This is a genomic window from Bradyrhizobium sp. USDA 4541, assembly GCF_024171085.1.
Classification (GTDB): domain Bacteria; phylum Pseudomonadota; class Alphaproteobacteria; order Rhizobiales; family Xanthobacteraceae; genus Bradyrhizobium; species Bradyrhizobium australafricanum.
In genome coordinates, this window is record NZ_JALJZF010000001.1 from 4,366,680 (window position 1) to 4,381,467 (window position 14,788).

The following is a 14,788-nucleotide window of genomic DNA, read 5'->3' on the forward strand; positions in this document are numbered from 1 at the left end:
GCCGCCTCTCGCTGGGAACTCCGATTCGTCGCTGATTATTACTTAGCCTTGACGCCGCCGGTAGCGTATGACGTAAATGTGTAACGCATTACAAGAATGCGTCACAAGGGGCGATCGGATAGTGAGACGGCGGTGAAACAGCGGCTACCCGGCTATTGCACGCTTTGTCGTTCGCGCTGCGGTGCCGTCACCGTGGTCGAGGATGGGCGCCTTGTCGGCGTAGAGGTATTGAATAACCACCCGACAGGCGGCGCGCTTTGCGCCAAGGGCAGGGCGGCGCCCGAAATCGTCGCCAGCCCGCGCCGTCTGACCGTCCCGCTGAAGCGGACCCAGCCGCGCGGTGCTGCCGATCCGGGCTGGGTCGAGGTGTCGTGGGACGAGGCGTTGACCGAGATCGCCGCCCGGCTCGGTACAATCCGCGCCGAGAGCGGCGCCGAAGCGGTGGCGTTCGGCGTCACTACGCCGAGCGGCACGCCGATGGTCGACAGTTTCGAGTGGGTCGAGCGCTTCATCCGCGGCTTCGGCAGCCCCAATCTGATCTATGCGGTCGAGATCTGCGGCTGGCACAAGGACTATGCGCACGGGCTGACCTTCGGCCGCGGCATCGGCTTTCCCGATTACGACAATGCCGATGCGATTATCCTGTGGGGCCACAATCCGGCGCGGACCTGGCTTGCCCAGGCAACGCGGATTGCCGATGCGCGGCGGCGCGGCGCCAAGGTCGTGGTGATCGATCCCAAGCCGAACGGCTCGGGGCAGCAGGCCGATCTGTGGCTGCGCATTCGCCCGGGCGCCGATGGCGCGCTCGCGATGGGGGCGATCCGTCACCTCGTCGCAACCGGCGGCTTCGATGCGGATTTCGTCGGCGCATGGACCAATGGATCGCTGCTGGTCGATCGTGCGACCGGACGCTTCCTGCGCGCCGACGCATTGTGGCCGGATGGCGCGCCGGAGGCTTTCGTTCGTCTCGATGCGTCGGGCGCGCCCGTGCCTTGCGACACCCGCTACGCGCCGGAGAGCTGTGGCCAGCTGCGTGGCGCGCTGCAGGTCCGCACACGCGACGGCCGGCTGATGGCGGCGGCTACCGCGTTCGAACTGCTCGTCGAGCGAGCCGCGCCATACACGCCGGCGCGCGTCGCGGAGCTGACCTGGCTTCCTGTCGAGGACGTCGACGCGTTCAACACGCTGCTCGCTCGCCGGCCGCGGCTCGCCTACCATTCCTGGACCGGCGTCGGCCAGCACACCAACGCGACCGCGATCGAGCGCACGATTGCAACGTTGTATGCGCTGACCGGCGCTTGCGATCGGCCCGGCGGCAATCGCTGGCCGGTGCCGCTGCCGACCCGTGCCCTCAACGACTACAACATCCTGTCGCCGGAGCAGCAGGCTAAGGCGCTGGGCATTACTGAGATGCCGCTCGGCCCGCCGGCCAAGGGCTGGATCACGGCGCGCGATTTCAGCAGGGCGGTGCTCGACGGCGAGCCTTACCGGGTGCGCGCGCTGGTCGCCTTCGGCACCAACTTCGTCGTCTCGCAGGGCCATTCCGAGCGTAACCGCGCCGCGCTGAACGCGCTGGAATTCCAGGTTCATATCGACATGTTCATGAACCCGACCGCGGAGAGCGCCGATTTCGTGCTGCCCGCCAGCACGCCATGGGAGCGCGATGCGCTCAAGATCGGATTCGAGATCACGCAGGAAGCTGTCGAGACCGTGCAATTTCGCCCGCGCATGGTCGAGCCGGTCGGTGAGGTGAAGGCCGATTACGAGATCGCCGCCGCGCTCGCGCTCAAGCTCGGGATGGGCGACTTGTTCTTCGGCGGCGACATCAAGGCCGGGTGGAATTACCAGCTGGCGCCGCTCGGCATCGGTGTCGAGGATCTGCGCGCGCATCCCGAAGGCCGCCGCTTCCCGCAGATCTTCCGCGACGAAAAATACGCCGTGGCGCGCGAGGACCGAACGGTTGCCGGATTCTCAACGCCGACGCGCCGCGTCGAGCTTTATTCCGAGCTCATGCTGGGACACGGGTATGATCCCTTGCCCGACCATGTCGAGCCGGTCGGCAGCCCGCTCACGGCAGCGGCGGATGCACGCTTTCCGCTCGTGCTTTCCACCGCCAAGAGCGGCTGGTTCGTTCACTCCTCCTATCGGCACGTCGCCTCGCTGCGGCGCAAGTCGCCCGATCCGGCCGTCGAGATCAATCCGCAGCTCGCCAAGCGGCGTGGCCTTGCCGAAGGCGACTGGGCCGTGGTGGAGACGCATGGCGGTGCCGTGCGCCTGAAGGTACGCATCAATGCGGCGCTCGACGATCGCGTCGTCGTCGCCGAATTCGGCTGGTGGGAAGACTGTCCGCCGCTCGGCCGCGAGCGTTCCGCGATGGCAGGCATCCACACCCGCAACATCAACGCCGTGCTGCATGACGATGCGCGCGATCCGGTCAGCGGCTCCGTCCCGCTGCGCGCGATCGTCTGCGATATCAGGCGCGACGGAATTGCCAGTCGCGGCCTGTGGAGCGGTCAGCGGCGGTTCAGGGTCGGCGCGCGTCGCGCCGAGGCAGCTAATGTCATCGCGCTCAACCTGCTGCCGCTTGACGATGGTCCGCTGCCCGACTTCCTGCCGGGCCAGCACGTGATGGTCTCGCTGCCCGGCGCAACGCAGGCACGGGCCTATTCGCTGACCGGATCGGGCGATCGGCCGGATGTGCTCTCGATAGCGGTGAAGGGGCGCTTCTTCAATGAGGCGCCGAGTGGCGATGCGCCGTTCTTCATGCCGGATCGTCTGCACCATCTTGCCGTCGGAGACGAGGTCGTGCTGGAGCCGCCGGGCGGCATCTTCACGCCGCCATTGAAGGGGCAGCGGCCGCTGATCTTCCTCGCCGCCGGTATCGGCATCACGCCGTTCATCAGCCATCTCGAAACGCTGCAACGGATCGCACCACGAGATCGCGTTGGCGAAATCCTGCTGCTCCACGGCTGCCGCAGCAGTCGGGAGCATCCGTTTGCCGAGCGGCTTGCGGAGCTGGAAGCCGGTATTCCGGGGCTGAAGCGTGTGACGTTCTATTCCGCGCAGTTCGCGCAGGACCCGATCGACTCGCATGCGTTGCGCAAGGGGAGGGTTGATCTCGGACAGGTCAAGCCGCTGTTGCCGCGCCGGCCGCTGGTCTACATCTGCGGCTCGCCGGAATTCGTTGCGGCACAGATCGAGGCCGTGACGGCGCTTGGCGTGCCGCGCTTCGACATTTTCGCCGAAAGCTTCGTGTCGCCGCCGTCGGTACCGAGCAATCTTGCGCCGCGCACCGTCCGGCTTGCGGGCAGCAAGCAGAGTTTTTCTTGGCGGCCGGAGCAGGGGACGCTGCTTGATGCGGCGGGTGCGGCGGGCGTCGCGCTGCCGAGCGGCTGCCGTGTCGGGCAATGCGAAAGCTGCGCGGTTCAGGTCGTCGATGGCGAGTTCACCCATCTCGGCGCTGTCGATGGCAGTGAGGGACAGTGCCTTGCCTGCCAGGCCGTGCCGCTGACCGATCTTACGCTCGCGCTTTGATGACGAAACCCGATTGAAGGCAGTAACCGAATTACCGGAAGGGGATCAGATTGATGACGAATGCAACGCACGATCAAACCGTGAGCTTACGAAAACCTGTCGCGGACAACATCATCGCGCGATTTTCGCAAGCCCTGGTGGCATTCGCGGAGCGCTGGTTTCCGGATGCCTACGTCTTCGTCCTGATCGCGGTGATTGCGGTCGCAATCGGCGCGATCCTGCATGGCGGTTCGCCGCTCGCCGTCAGCCGCGCGTTTGGTGACGGGTTCTGGAACCTGATTCCCTTCACGATGCAGATGGCGCTGGTCGCGATCGGCGGCTATGTCGTGGCGATGTCGCCGCCGGTGGCGGCCGTGCTGGCGCGGCTCGCCAGCGTGCCGAAGACCGGGCGCGGCGCCGTGGTCTTTGTCGGCGTGCTCAGCATCTTCCTGTCGCTGCTGAACTGGGGCCTGAGCCTGATCTTCTCGGGTCTTCTGGTGCGGGAGATCGCTCGGCGCACCGACATCAGGCTCGACTACCGGGCGGCCGGCGCCGCCGGTTATCTCGGGCTCGGCTGCGGCTTCACCCTCGGCATCACCTCCTCGGCCGCGCAGCTGCAGGCCAATGCCGGCAGCATTCCGGCGTCGCTCCTGCCGATCACCGGCGTGATCGGTTTCTCCGAAACCATCTTGACCTGGCAGAACATGATCACCGTCGTGATGGTGACCGTCGTGTCCGCGGCGATCTGCTATTTCACGACGCCGGCGCCCGATCAGGCCAGGACGGCAGAAGACCTCGGCGTAGCGCTCGGCGATGATCGCATCGAGGCCAGGAAGCCGGCGCGTCCGGGCGACTGGCTCGAGTTCAGCCCGCTGCTGACGATCCTGATCGCCGTGCTTGCCGCCGGCTGGTTGTGGCAGACATTCCAGTCGGGCAATCCGTTGATCACGCTGTCGGGCCTCAACACCTATAATTTCGTCTTTCTCATCCTCGGCATCGTGCTGCACTGGCGACCGCGCAGCCTCATTGAGTCGTTCTCGAAGGCGATGCCGAGTGTCTCCGGCGTGCTGTTGCAGTTTCCGTTCTACGCCGGCATTGCGCAGATCCTGACCAAGGTCCCGAACAGCAGCGGCACGACGCTGTCGGACACGATCGCGCACTGGTTCGTCGGTGCCTCCAGCAATTCCACCGTGTTTTCGTTCCTGGTCGGAATCTATTCGGCGCTGCTCGGCTTCTTCGTGCCGTCGGCCGGCGGAAAGTGGATCATCGAGGCGCCCTACATCATGAAGGCGGCCAACGACATCGGCGCGCATCTCGGCTGGACGGTGATGGTCTACAACATCGCCGAGACGCTGCCGAACTTCATCAACCCGTTCTGGATGCTGCCGCTGCTCGGCATCCTCGGCCTGAAGTCGAAGGATCTGATCGGCTACACCTCGGTGCAGTTCTTCATCCATTTCCCGATCGTGATGCTGTTGGCGGCCATCCTGATGGCGACCTTCACCTATCACCCGCCGATCCTGCCCTGAGCGACCTTGGCCGGGCGCCGGGATGCACGGTGTCCGGCCAATTCAGCGCTCCACGACCGTCACCACCAAAACTGTGCTGTTTTTCCGCTGGCCGTGAATGAGGCGTCGCGCCGGGCTCTTATCTTTGGTCAGCCATTTCATTGACCGCCGCGCGGTTCGGCCGGATATTGATGCGCGATATCCGTGTCGTCCAAGGCCCCCGCAATGAGACATAACCACCGCAACTTGATGTGCGACATGCGAAGCCGCATGCAGCATCGCTGCGTCTCAGCGGCGACCGGCGTCTGTTGTTGTTGATCGCTTCGACAAATCCAAAGCATCCGACAATCTGACTGGAGCGCCGTCATTCGGCGATCGAACACGCATGTCCCAAACCCAAATGTCCCAAGCCTATGTCATCGAAGTATCGGATCGCACCGCTGGCATCGTCGTCAGCGATAGCCGCGGCTTCTGCTTCTTCTCCTCCGACCGCGCCTTTGACGTCCTCGACGGCGGCTATTTCGGCTCCGCGCGCGCCGCGGAGCGTGCTGTGAGGGCGCACTTGCAGCAGCGCCGCGAGGTTCGGGGCCGTGCGACGCGCGGTTGAGGCCGTGTCTCAGGAGGCCGCGGCGAGCGGCGGCGAGACCACCTGCGGCGCCCCGGGCGCCTGCGTGGTAGTCGTTTCCAGCTGGAAGCGGATGCCGTGCAGCGAGCAGGTCAGCGAGCAGGTCAGCGGGATGTCGCGAAAGTCGTCGTGGAAGGCGCGGATCCGGCGCGCCAGCTCACTGGGGTTGATGCCGGTGGGAAGCTCACACATCTCGCGGTACATCCGCCGCGTGCTCTTGATTCCGCACCAGGCGATCTCCAGTTCCGCCAGCGGCATGGGATTGCAGGCGAGATCGCGCGACATCCGCCAGAACAGATGGGCAAGCCGCACATAGGCGATCTGTTCGAGCCCGCGCACGCTGATCTTGTCGGGAATGATGAAGGTCTCGACCCCGACGATCGGGCCGGAATCGACGCGCGCGGCCATCACATGGGCCGTCGCGCCGAAGGTGCGGGCACCGTCATAGAGCGCGAAATGCGCCGGCGCCCAGCCGGGATATTGCGGCGGGCCGGGATGGAAATTGTAGGCGCCATGGCCGAGCGTCGCCAGAATGTGCTCCGGCACGATGACGCTGGTGGTGAAGGCCAGCAGCCGGGCCTCGCGCAAGACCTCCGGCTCGATCGCGGCGAGCTCGTCGGCCGTTACCGCGCAGCGGAATGACAGCGCCGGATTGTGTGCCTTCAACAGCTCGGTAAGCGCGAATTGCTGGTTGGCGACGCCGGTAAGAAGGATGATTGTCTTCACGTGTCGATGTCCTTCCCTTGCTCTGTCTTTCCGGCGTTCATCAGCCGCGCTGCCCGGCCATCACGACGACGCTCCCGGCATCGCGGGACTGGCCCACGGTGCGGAACAGGTCGGCCGGCAGCGTCTGCCACGGCGCGATCTCGATGATGCGGTTGTTTGCGCTTTTCGCGGCCGATTTCGCCGCGCGGATATCGTCCTGCCAGGGGCAGAGTGCGAGCTCGAGCCGGCCGAACCCGCCGCAATCGGCCGCGAACGCGCCGGTGACCGCCTCGATGCTGGCAGCCATTTCGCGCGCGTCGCTGGTCGCGATATCGCGCATGATGACGGTGATCGCATTATTCGAGGCCGCCTGCGACCGGATCACGATCATGGCGTCACGGCCGCCGCTGCGGCCGGCGCGCCGCGCGGCCCGCATCGCGACGCCGAATTCGGCATCCGGTCCAAGATCGCTGCTGTCGGTGGGCAGGTCGTGAACGACCGTGGTGTGGCGGGGCGTGCCGGCGTCTTCGGCCGGAGCGTGGTATGAGCGCGGCAGCCAGACGGTGTCGAGCGCCATCTGTGACGATGTCAGGCTCCAGGCCTGGTCGAGCAGATAGCCTTCCCAGACCGCGGGATAGGCGCTCGCGATGTGATGCCAGTTGCGCAGCACCGCTTCGGCGGCGGGCGAACGGGCGAGATAGAGGGTGCGCGCCGACATTTCCCACCGGTTCCATTTGTGAAGCGCGATGTCGCATGCGAGGGACGACGGCAGCATTGGCGGCTCGCTGAGGACCGCGTCGGCCTCGATGAACAGCAGCGGCTCGCGATGCTGCTCCCACATCCGCAGCAAGAAGGCGGATTTCTCGGCTGCGCGCATGTGCTCGCCGTCTGCGGTGTCGATCGGTGCGATATCGCAGGGGATCCGAAATTCGGCCAGCTTGTCGCGGAGAGCGCGGGCATGGTCGTCGCCGCAAGCGCGGGGATAGCAGGAGACCACGCGCAGCGATGCCTCGGACCTTGAGCCTTGCTCGGGCGCGATCGGGCGCCAATTGAGGCCGCCCCACCACATCTCATGCGGGCCATCGAAGCTCGGCCCGATGGTTCCGAAGTCGGTCAACTTGGATTTCAGGAAGTCGAAGGCGGGATTCTCGCCGAAGGGGACGACGACCGCGCAGTCGGCGCGAAGCGACCGGTAAAGCATCTCGGCGGCGGGGCCGCTCGGCGGCTCGACGAGGATGATGACGCCATGGTCCCTCGCCGGCACTGAGCTGGCCTGATGGACGACCGCGGGTCCGAGCCGCTCCGACAACCATGCGAGCCGCCGGCGCTGCGCCGCGCTCATCCGGATGCCGTTCGCCGCCAGCAAGTGGTCGAAGTTCGTCAGCAAGCCGTCCGCTTGCGCCGTGTCAACAGACATCATGCCCGCACTACCCCTCGTTAACCTTCTACGTGCGGGGCGGCCGGATCAGGCGGACAAATCAGCTGTCGTTGTTCGTTGTCGGCATGCCTCTGGCGCTGCGCCAGGTCAGTTTGGCCGAAGCGGCGCCGTTGCCGTCGCGGTCCGCGACCGCAAGGATGCGGTCATGGTCGAGGGCGGTCAGCGCGACCGTGTAGATGGCGACGTCGTCTTCGAAGCCGTCGACGGGGATGAGCAGCATGCCGTCGTCACTGGTGGCGCGGAAGTGACGGCCGCGCCGTTCGAGGCCGACATCGATGAGCCGTCCCTCGGCGATCGCTGTCACGTTCGAACCCTCGGCGGCTTTCGCGGCGCTCTCGCCATATTGGACCGTGATGCCGTGGAGCATCCCGTCGCGGGTGAGCTTGGCCAGCGGCAGCACGATAGTCGCGATTGCCATCCGGCGCGACAGCGGGATCCGCAGGCGAAGATCGCCGAGCCCGGTGTGATAGACGCTGATCGCCTCCAGCGACGCCTGGCCGTTCCGCTCGAACAGACCGACCTGCAGCGTCCCGCACAGCGCTTCGCCGAACACGCTAGCGGGCAGGCGATTGGCGCCGAACAGCGTGTAGAGATAGGCATGCGACGGCGACAGGGCGGCAAAGCTGCCCGCCAGCCACATCGGGGGCGCCGGAGCCGTGCAGGCGGTCATGAGGCCGCGGGCGATGATGCTATCATTGACGAAGTCGGCATCGAGCAATGGCGCCAGCGCCTGGGTGCCGAGATTGACGTCATGCTTGATGCCGCCGAGCAGCGCGAGCTCATCGTCGTCCGGCAACAGCAGGAGGCGGCCGAGCACGGCGGCGGTCCAGCGCGCCGCGACCGCAGGGTTGGCATCGGGCTGCAATCCGTAGCGTGGTGCCAGCTCGCGGGCGCGCGAAACATAGGAGAGCGTCCCGGATTGCACCTCGGTCGCCAGCGCCAGCTGGGCGGCCGGGCGCTGATCGCCCTCGCGCAACACGTCGCCGTCGCGATAATCCCGCGCCGATCCTTCCCTAGAACAGCACAGCTGCTCCAGCAATGCGACGTTGCGGATCAGCATGCGCTTGACGTGCGGCGTGACGACGCGATCCGAGATCAGGCCCTCCGCGGTGTCGTCATCGGCTAAATCGTCGAAGGCATCGTCAAGCGTCAGCAGATAGGCACCGTGCAGGCGGATGCGGATGCCCTCGCGATCGAAAATTCGCCGCAGCGATTTCTGTACGCTTGCGGAATAGCCGAGGTCGACCAGGATCAGATCGGTGCAGCCGTCGAAATCCCGGATATGCGCGCGAAGGTAGGCAAGCAAACGGGTCCGGACGCCGGCAGCGATATCGGTGATCTCGCGCGGGTCCATCAGATCGGGCAGGGCGTTGGCGAGTTCGCGGCCGCTGGCAATGCCGTCGGGATACTGCGCGAAGAACTTCATCACGGCGGACGGCTGCACCTTGACGATGTCGATAAAGGTCGCCGCGTCGATCTTGACGACCCGGCTCAGCAGCTCACAGAGTGGTTCGAGCGTATCGGCAGACCCGACCAGGCTGACGCGACGATTGATCTCGATATAGGCGCCGGTCTCGCCGTGGTTTGCCTGCCAGACGCGATGCGGCAGCAGGCCGTCGCGGCCGAGGAATCCGACCGCAACGCGCGCGCCCTCGCGAGCAAGCGTGCTGCGCCGCGCAGAAATGAATGCGTCGAACGCCGCCATCACGGGGCCGAGCACGGTCACGCCGAGGTTGAAGGCGGGAGAATGCTCCGCGCTCTTCGCCGTCACCGCGCGCCGCAGCGTGCGGGCGCCGCAGTCGAGCCGCGACGGCTGATCGGGGCACAGCAATTCAAAGATCGATGTCTCGCGTTGAAACTTGGAAGCCAGCGCCGCGCCGGCCTGCGGGTAGTAGCGCGGACGGATGCCGTGACGGCGCGCGCCGTTGACATCCGCGGCGTGGTTGTCGCCGACATGGAACGAGCTTGCCGCGTCGATGCCTTGCTCGGCGAGATAGGCCTCAAACAGCGCCTCGCTCTTGCTGCTGCCGTGATCGCAGGACGCATAAAGGAAATCCCAGCTCAGCCCGGGACTGCAGGAACGCAGCAGCTGCGCGAGCTGGTCGGTGCTCCAGTAGGTGTCGGAAATGAAGCCGACGCGAAAGCCGCCGCGCTTCATGTCCAGATATTGCTCGAGCATTTCGGGATTGACGCGGCAGAGCTGCAGTTCGATGTCGAACTCGATCTGCGCAAGATCGTGCAGCGCATCGCGGGTCAGGCCGAACAGCCTGAACGGAAAGTATTTGTAGATGTCGGCGATGCGCACTTCAGTTGAGCCGCGCTGCTCCTGCGATACTTTGCGCGCTCGCGCCTCCGCCTGGATTCGATGCTGAACGAAACTGGCGGACATGTTCGGAAAATTTTCAGCAATGCAGGAACGCTGAAAAACCCTTTCAAATACGCCATCCGGCGTCGTGCAGGCGCGCAACAGAAATGTATCGAAAACATCGAATGAACATGCAGAAACATTCTGCGCTCGACGCGTCGCGTCGACCGTCATGATTGTCATGCGCAAAATTCCCGCCAGTCCTCATGCGTTGAACGCGCGCGTGAGACAAATCAGGCGCGACAGTTCAAAAAAGTTGATGCGGGATTCGAAAACGCGCGCTTCGCGACTGACAGATTCAAAAAATCCGATAACGTCGAAACAGTGATTCGGAAAAAATTGCCTGGTCGCAATCGTCGAATGCAAGATGGCGACCAACGGCGGTGAGTCACTCGCATGCTCGGCGCATGCATGGGTTCGCGTGGCGTTAGTTGGTGTGACAACAGCGTTTTCCGACGCGACGATCTCTTCCGCGGAAATGCGAGGCGATGCTGAACGACTGCTCCGAACTCCGTCGCATTTTTCCCTGCGCCTGCGCGCAGCGGCAGCTTTTGCCGGGCGGTCGGCAAAAACATCCAGCTAAGCGTTTGAAAAATAACGAAAAAAATTCGCCTGGTTTGCTGGACCCCTCCGTTCAACGCTCAGAAGCCGCATGGAATGTGTGCCAGCGGCGTTGGTTGGAGAGCGGCGGATGAGTTACGCGCTTGATATGAGGGCACCGGCCGAAGTGGAGGCCACGCCGGCCGCGGTTGCACCGGCCGAAGCGGCTGCTCCGTGGAGCAACGTCCCCACCGTTGCCGATGCGGGCCCGCTCGACACCGTCGAGATCCACGACGAAGACAAGGACTTGCTCGACCGTCTCGCCGCCGGCGACGAGACGGCATTTCGTGCTCTGGTCGAACGCCACGTCGATCGCGCCTACGCGATCGCGCTGCGCATCGTCGGCAACGCCGCCGACGCCGAAGACGTCGTGCAGGACACGATGCTGAAAGTGTGGACGCATCGCGGCCGCTGGCAGCATGGCCGCGCAAAGTTCTCGACCTGGCTCTATCGCGTCGTCAGCAACCGCTGCATCGATCTGCGCCGCAAGCCGCGCACCGAGAATGTCGATGTCGTGCCCGAGGTCGCAGACACCCAGCTCGATGCCTCCGCCGTGATCGAGCGCAACGAGATCGGCAATCTGCTGGAGGTCGCGATGCAGCGCCTGCCCGAGCAGCAGCGCGTCGCAGTGATCCTGTCGTATCACGAGAACATGAGCAATGGCGAGATCGCCGAGGTCATGGACACGACCGTGGCCGCGGTGGAGTCGCTGTTGAAGCGAGGACGGCAGCAGCTGCGCGAGATGCTGAAGCGGCACGAGCGCGACCTGCGCGGCGCGTTTACCGACTGCTAACCATAAATTCCAGCTTCTGAAGATTTTGCGCCTGACCACCGGCGGCCGGCCCGTTTGATCGGGCGGACGGGGGCTGGATCCGCGTCACCTCTCTTTTTCACGATGCGGCATGCCATGCCCCATCAGCACAGGAGCTACTCATGCCGGCAATCTCCACCAACACCGCCGCGAACTCCGCGGTCCGTTACCTCAACATCAACTCGCAGCAGGAAACCAGCGCGCTGTCGAAGCTGTCGAGCGGCTCGCGCATCACCTCGGCTTCCGACGACGCGGCCGGTCTTGCGATCTCGACCCGCATCTCCTCCGACATCACGACGCTGCAGCAGGCCGCCACCAACGCGGCGCAGGCGACCTCGATCCTGCAGACCGCCGACGGCGGCGCCTCCAACATCTCGGACATCCTGGCCCGCATGAAGTCGCTGGCTTCCGAGTCCGCCTCGGGCACCGTGGCCGATTCCAGCCGCGCCTACATCAACTCGGAATTCACGCAGCTCAAGGGCGAAATCGACTCGATCGCCAGCGGAACCCGCTACAGCAGCCAGAGCTTGCTCGACGGTTCGAGCGTGTTCTCCTCGGGCGTCTCGGTGCTGGTCGGTTCGACCTCGGCCGACACCATCACGATCACGCTGACGAGCCTCACGGCCTCGTCGCTGTCCGTGACGTCGCTCGATGTGTCCAGCCTGTCGAGCGCCACCAGCGCGATGACGGCTCTCGACACCGCGATCGACAAGGTTTCGTCCGCACGCGCCGAGATCGGTGCTCAGGAATCCCGCTTCAACTTCAGCGCCGACTCGATCTCGACCCAGACCCAGAACCTGCAATCGGCCAACTCCGCGATCAAGGACGTCGATATCGCCTCCGAGCAGGCGACGCTGTCCTCGGCCGAGGTGAAGACCCAGGCCGCGGTCTCCGCTGAAACCGCGGCGAACCAGATGCCGCAGTACCTGCTGAAGCTGCTCGGCTAATTCGAAAGATCGATCGGGTCGGCATGATGCCGGCCCGGTTCCTATCGCGGCGGAAGTGTCGACATGACGGTTAGCAGCGCCACCTCGAGCACATCAAACACGACGTCGACCAGTTCCGCCAGCACGGTGACAACGACCGGCACGACCAATTCGACTAGCATCGATTGGGATGCCCTGATCGAGGCCGAGGTCAACGCCAAGCTCGCAGCGGCGACCTCGATCACCACGACGATCACCGCGAACCAGGCCAAGATCACGGCCTATCAATCGCTGCAGACCGAGCTGTCGACGCTGGCGACCGGGTTGTCGTCGCTCAGCACCTCGATCATCAATTCGATTGCCACCAACGCGTTCGCCACCCGGGCGGCGACGATCTCGTCCACCGGTGACGTCAGCGCCTCGTCGGCGCTCAACATGAGCGTCAACAGCGGCTCGGCGACCGGCGATCACACGCTCCAGATCACCCAGCTCGCAACCGCGCAGAAGGTGATCGGCTCCTCGCAGTCGAGCAGCTCGATGGCGCTGGGCCTGTCCGGCACTTTCTCGCTCGGCCTGTCCGGCGGCACCAGCACGGCGATCTCGATCACCAGCGGCATGTCGATGCAGGATATCGTCGACACCATCAACGCCCAGACCTCGACCACCAATGTCCAGGCCTCCATCGTCCAGGTGTCGAGCGGGTCCTACGAGATGGTGCTGACGGGGACGCAGGACGCCGCTGACATCGCCTATTCGTCGACGTCGGGCGATGACATCCTGAACGAGCTCGGCGTCACCGACACGTCCGGGGCGTTCACCGACGTGCTGCAGAAGTCGCAGTCCGCGGAGTTCACCCTCGACGGCATCGCGCTCACGCGTAACACCAACGACATTTCCGACGTCCTGTCCGGCGTCACGTTCGACCTGCTGCAGCCGACGCCGAGCGGCACCAGCCTCAACATCAGCATCGAGACCGACACCAGCCAGATCACGTCAGCGCTGCAGACCTTCGTCACCAACTACAACGCATTTCGCGACCAGGTGATCGCGCAGTCGGCGCAGAATTCCGACGGCACGGCCGCGTCGAGCGCGGTGCTGTTCGGCGACAGCACGATGCGCGATCTCATGACCCAGCTGCAGCAGGTGCTCAGCGGGACGGTCGGCGGCATGACGATGGCCGATCTCGGCCTGTCCTTCAATGAGAACAACGAGCTCCAGCTCGATACCGGAACGCTGTCGACGGTGCTGACGCAAAATCTCGCCGGCGTCACCCAGCTGCTGTCGGCGCAGACCGCCACTTCGTCCAGCCAGCTCAGTGTGGTCAATACCGGCACATCGCCGCAATCCTTCACGCTCGACCTCACGGTGGACTCCACCGGTACGCTGACCGGAGCCTCGGTCGGCGGCGACAGCTCCGGCTTTTCGGTGGTCGGCAACACCATCATCGGCAATTCAGGAACGATCTACGCCGGTATGGCCTTCACCTATACGGGCTCGACCTCGCAGTCGATCACGGTGACATCGTCGTCCGGTTTGGCGACGCAGCTCTACCAGCTCGCGCACACCAGTTCCGGAACCAGCGGTCAACTCCAGACCATGATCACCAACTTGCAGTCGCGCGACACCGACCTGCAGTCCCAGGTCAGCGACATTCAGAGCAATGCGGCGACGTTCAAGGCTCAGCTGCAGGTTCAATACGCCAATTACCAGGCGGCCATCGAAAGCGCGAACAATACGCTGGGCTACCTGAAAGCACTCCTAGACGCAGCATCGAGTAACTGATGACCCAGAACGCGACCGCCTACCACGCCAACAATGCCTATCGATCCGCCGCGGTGGCGGTTCCGCCGCTGAAGGCGGTGGTGATGCTGTGCGACGGCGCGATCACGCTGTTGCAGAAGGCGCTGGAAGCGCACGAGGCGAAGCGCTTCGAGGAAGGGCACATCTATCTGACACGGGCGACCGCGATCCTGCGCGGGCTGAGCCACAATCTCGACTTCACCCGTGGCGGCGCGATGGCCGATCGTCTCTACCGCACCTATAACGCCCTGATCATGGCGTGCCTGCGCTCCTATGGCCGGCCTCAGGCCAGGGAGAATTTCCGGCGCATCATCGCGAGCCTGGCGGAACTGCGCGACGCCTGGAAGTTCGTCGAGGCGACCGCCGGCAAGGCCGCCAAGGCCAGGGCACTCGACAAGACGCTCGAATCAGCCGCCGGCCGCTGAGCCCGGGGAGGGCCGCGAATCACCCGGCGAGGGCGGTTAGCGGGCGCAGCAAGGGGCCTGGGCGGGCGCCCT

General features: G+C 64.9%; 10 protein-coding genes. 7 read left to right on the top strand and 3 right to left on the bottom strand.

The features are described from left to right. Positions 1 to 132: 132 nt before the first annotated feature. From J2R80_RS20445 to J2R80_RS20455, 3 genes are all read left to right on the top strand, one after another. Positions 133 to 3,534, top strand: a complete 3,402-nt coding sequence (locus tag J2R80_RS20445) for a molybdopterin-dependent oxidoreductase (protein ID WP_253639296.1) — start codon at positions 133 to 135, stop codon at positions 3,532 to 3,534. Between the two features lie 53 nt (positions 3,535 to 3,587). Then, positions 3,588 to 5,042: a short-chain fatty acid transporter gene (locus J2R80_RS20450; RefSeq protein ID WP_253639297.1), complete on the top strand. Its 1,455-nt coding sequence runs from the start codon at positions 3,588 to 3,590 to the stop codon at positions 5,040 to 5,042. A 364-nt stretch (positions 5,043 to 5,406) separates the two neighbouring features. Next, the gene (locus J2R80_RS20455) at positions 5,407 to 5,628 is read left to right on the top strand and encodes a hypothetical protein (RefSeq protein WP_168856081.1); all 222 of its coding nucleotides are present in this window, start codon (positions 5,407 to 5,409) and stop codon (positions 5,626 to 5,628) included. A gap of 9 nt (positions 5,629 to 5,637) precedes the next feature. Here the strand turns inward: J2R80_RS20455 and J2R80_RS20460 are convergent, their stop codons facing one another. Genes J2R80_RS20460 through J2R80_RS20470 form a run of 3 tightly spaced genes read right to left on the bottom strand, consistent with a single transcriptional unit; the run spans position 5,638 to position 10,178 of the window. Then, entirely contained in the window at positions 5,638 to 6,372 is a 735-nt protein-coding gene (locus J2R80_RS20460; RefSeq protein WP_253639298.1) for a formyltransferase family protein, read from the bottom strand. Positions 6,373 to 6,412: 40 nt separating this feature from the next. Continuing rightward, positions 6,413 to 7,771 carry a hypothetical protein gene (locus J2R80_RS20465; RefSeq protein ID WP_253639299.1) on the bottom strand — a complete coding sequence of 453 codons (1,359 nt, stop codon included), beginning with the start codon at positions 7,769 to 7,771 and terminating at the stop codon, positions 6,413 to 6,415. Between the two features lie 58 nt (positions 7,772 to 7,829). Continuing rightward, the gene (locus J2R80_RS20470) at positions 7,830 to 10,178 is read right to left on the bottom strand and encodes a hypothetical protein (protein WP_309143765.1); all 2,349 of its coding nucleotides are present in this window, start codon (positions 10,176 to 10,178) and stop codon (positions 7,830 to 7,832) included. A 667-nt stretch (positions 10,179 to 10,845) separates the two neighbouring features. Here J2R80_RS20470 and J2R80_RS20475 point away from each other — a divergent pair. From J2R80_RS20475 to fliS, 4 genes are all read left to right on the top strand, one after another. Further along, positions 10,846 to 11,547: an RNA polymerase sigma factor gene (locus J2R80_RS20475; protein WP_076834197.1), complete on the top strand. Its 702-nt coding sequence runs from the start codon at positions 10,846 to 10,848 to the stop codon at positions 11,545 to 11,547. A 140-nt stretch (positions 11,548 to 11,687) separates the two neighbouring features. Continuing rightward, a complete protein-coding gene (locus J2R80_RS20480; RefSeq protein ID WP_028336954.1) occupies positions 11,688 to 12,512 on the top strand; it encodes a flagellin in 825 nt (274 codons plus the stop codon). Between the two features lie 63 nt (positions 12,513 to 12,575). Beyond that, entirely contained in the window at positions 12,576 to 14,273 is a 1,698-nt protein-coding gene (gene fliD, locus J2R80_RS20485; protein ID WP_253639301.1) for a flagellar filament capping protein FliD, read from the top strand. Continuing rightward, entirely contained in the window at positions 14,273 to 14,716 is a 444-nt protein-coding gene (fliS, locus tag J2R80_RS20490; RefSeq protein WP_016844632.1) for a flagellar export chaperone FliS, read from the top strand. Before fliD ends, fliS begins: the two co-directional genes overlap by 1 nt. Positions 14,717 to 14,788: the final 72 nt, after the last annotated feature.

Bases quoted from the DNA above. Each gene is read 5' to 3' on its own strand.
- J2R80_RS20450 (WP_253639297.1), top strand. From the start codon at position 3,588: ATGACGAATGCAACGCACGATCAAACCGTGAGCTTACGAAAACCTGTC.
- J2R80_RS20455 (WP_168856081.1), top strand. From the start codon at position 5,407: ATGTCCCAAACCCAAATGTCCCAAGCCTATGTCATCGAAGTATCGGAT.
- J2R80_RS20465 (WP_253639299.1), bottom strand. From the start codon at position 7,771: ATGATGTCTGTTGACACGGCGCAAGCGGACGGCTTGCTGACGAACTTC.
- J2R80_RS20470 (WP_309143765.1), bottom strand. From the start codon at position 10,178: ATGTCCGCCAGTTTCGTTCAGCATCGAATCCAGGCGGAGGCGCGAGCG.
- J2R80_RS20475 (WP_076834197.1), top strand. From the start codon at position 10,846: ATGAGTTACGCGCTTGATATGAGGGCACCGGCCGAAGTGGAGGCCACG.
- J2R80_RS20480 (WP_028336954.1), top strand. From the start codon at position 11,688: ATGCCGGCAATCTCCACCAACACCGCCGCGAACTCCGCGGTCCGTTAC.
- fliD (WP_253639301.1), top strand. From the start codon at position 12,576: ATGACGGTTAGCAGCGCCACCTCGAGCACATCAAACACGACGTCGACC.
- fliS (WP_016844632.1), top strand. From the start codon at position 14,273: ATGACCCAGAACGCGACCGCCTACCACGCCAACAATGCCTATCGATCC.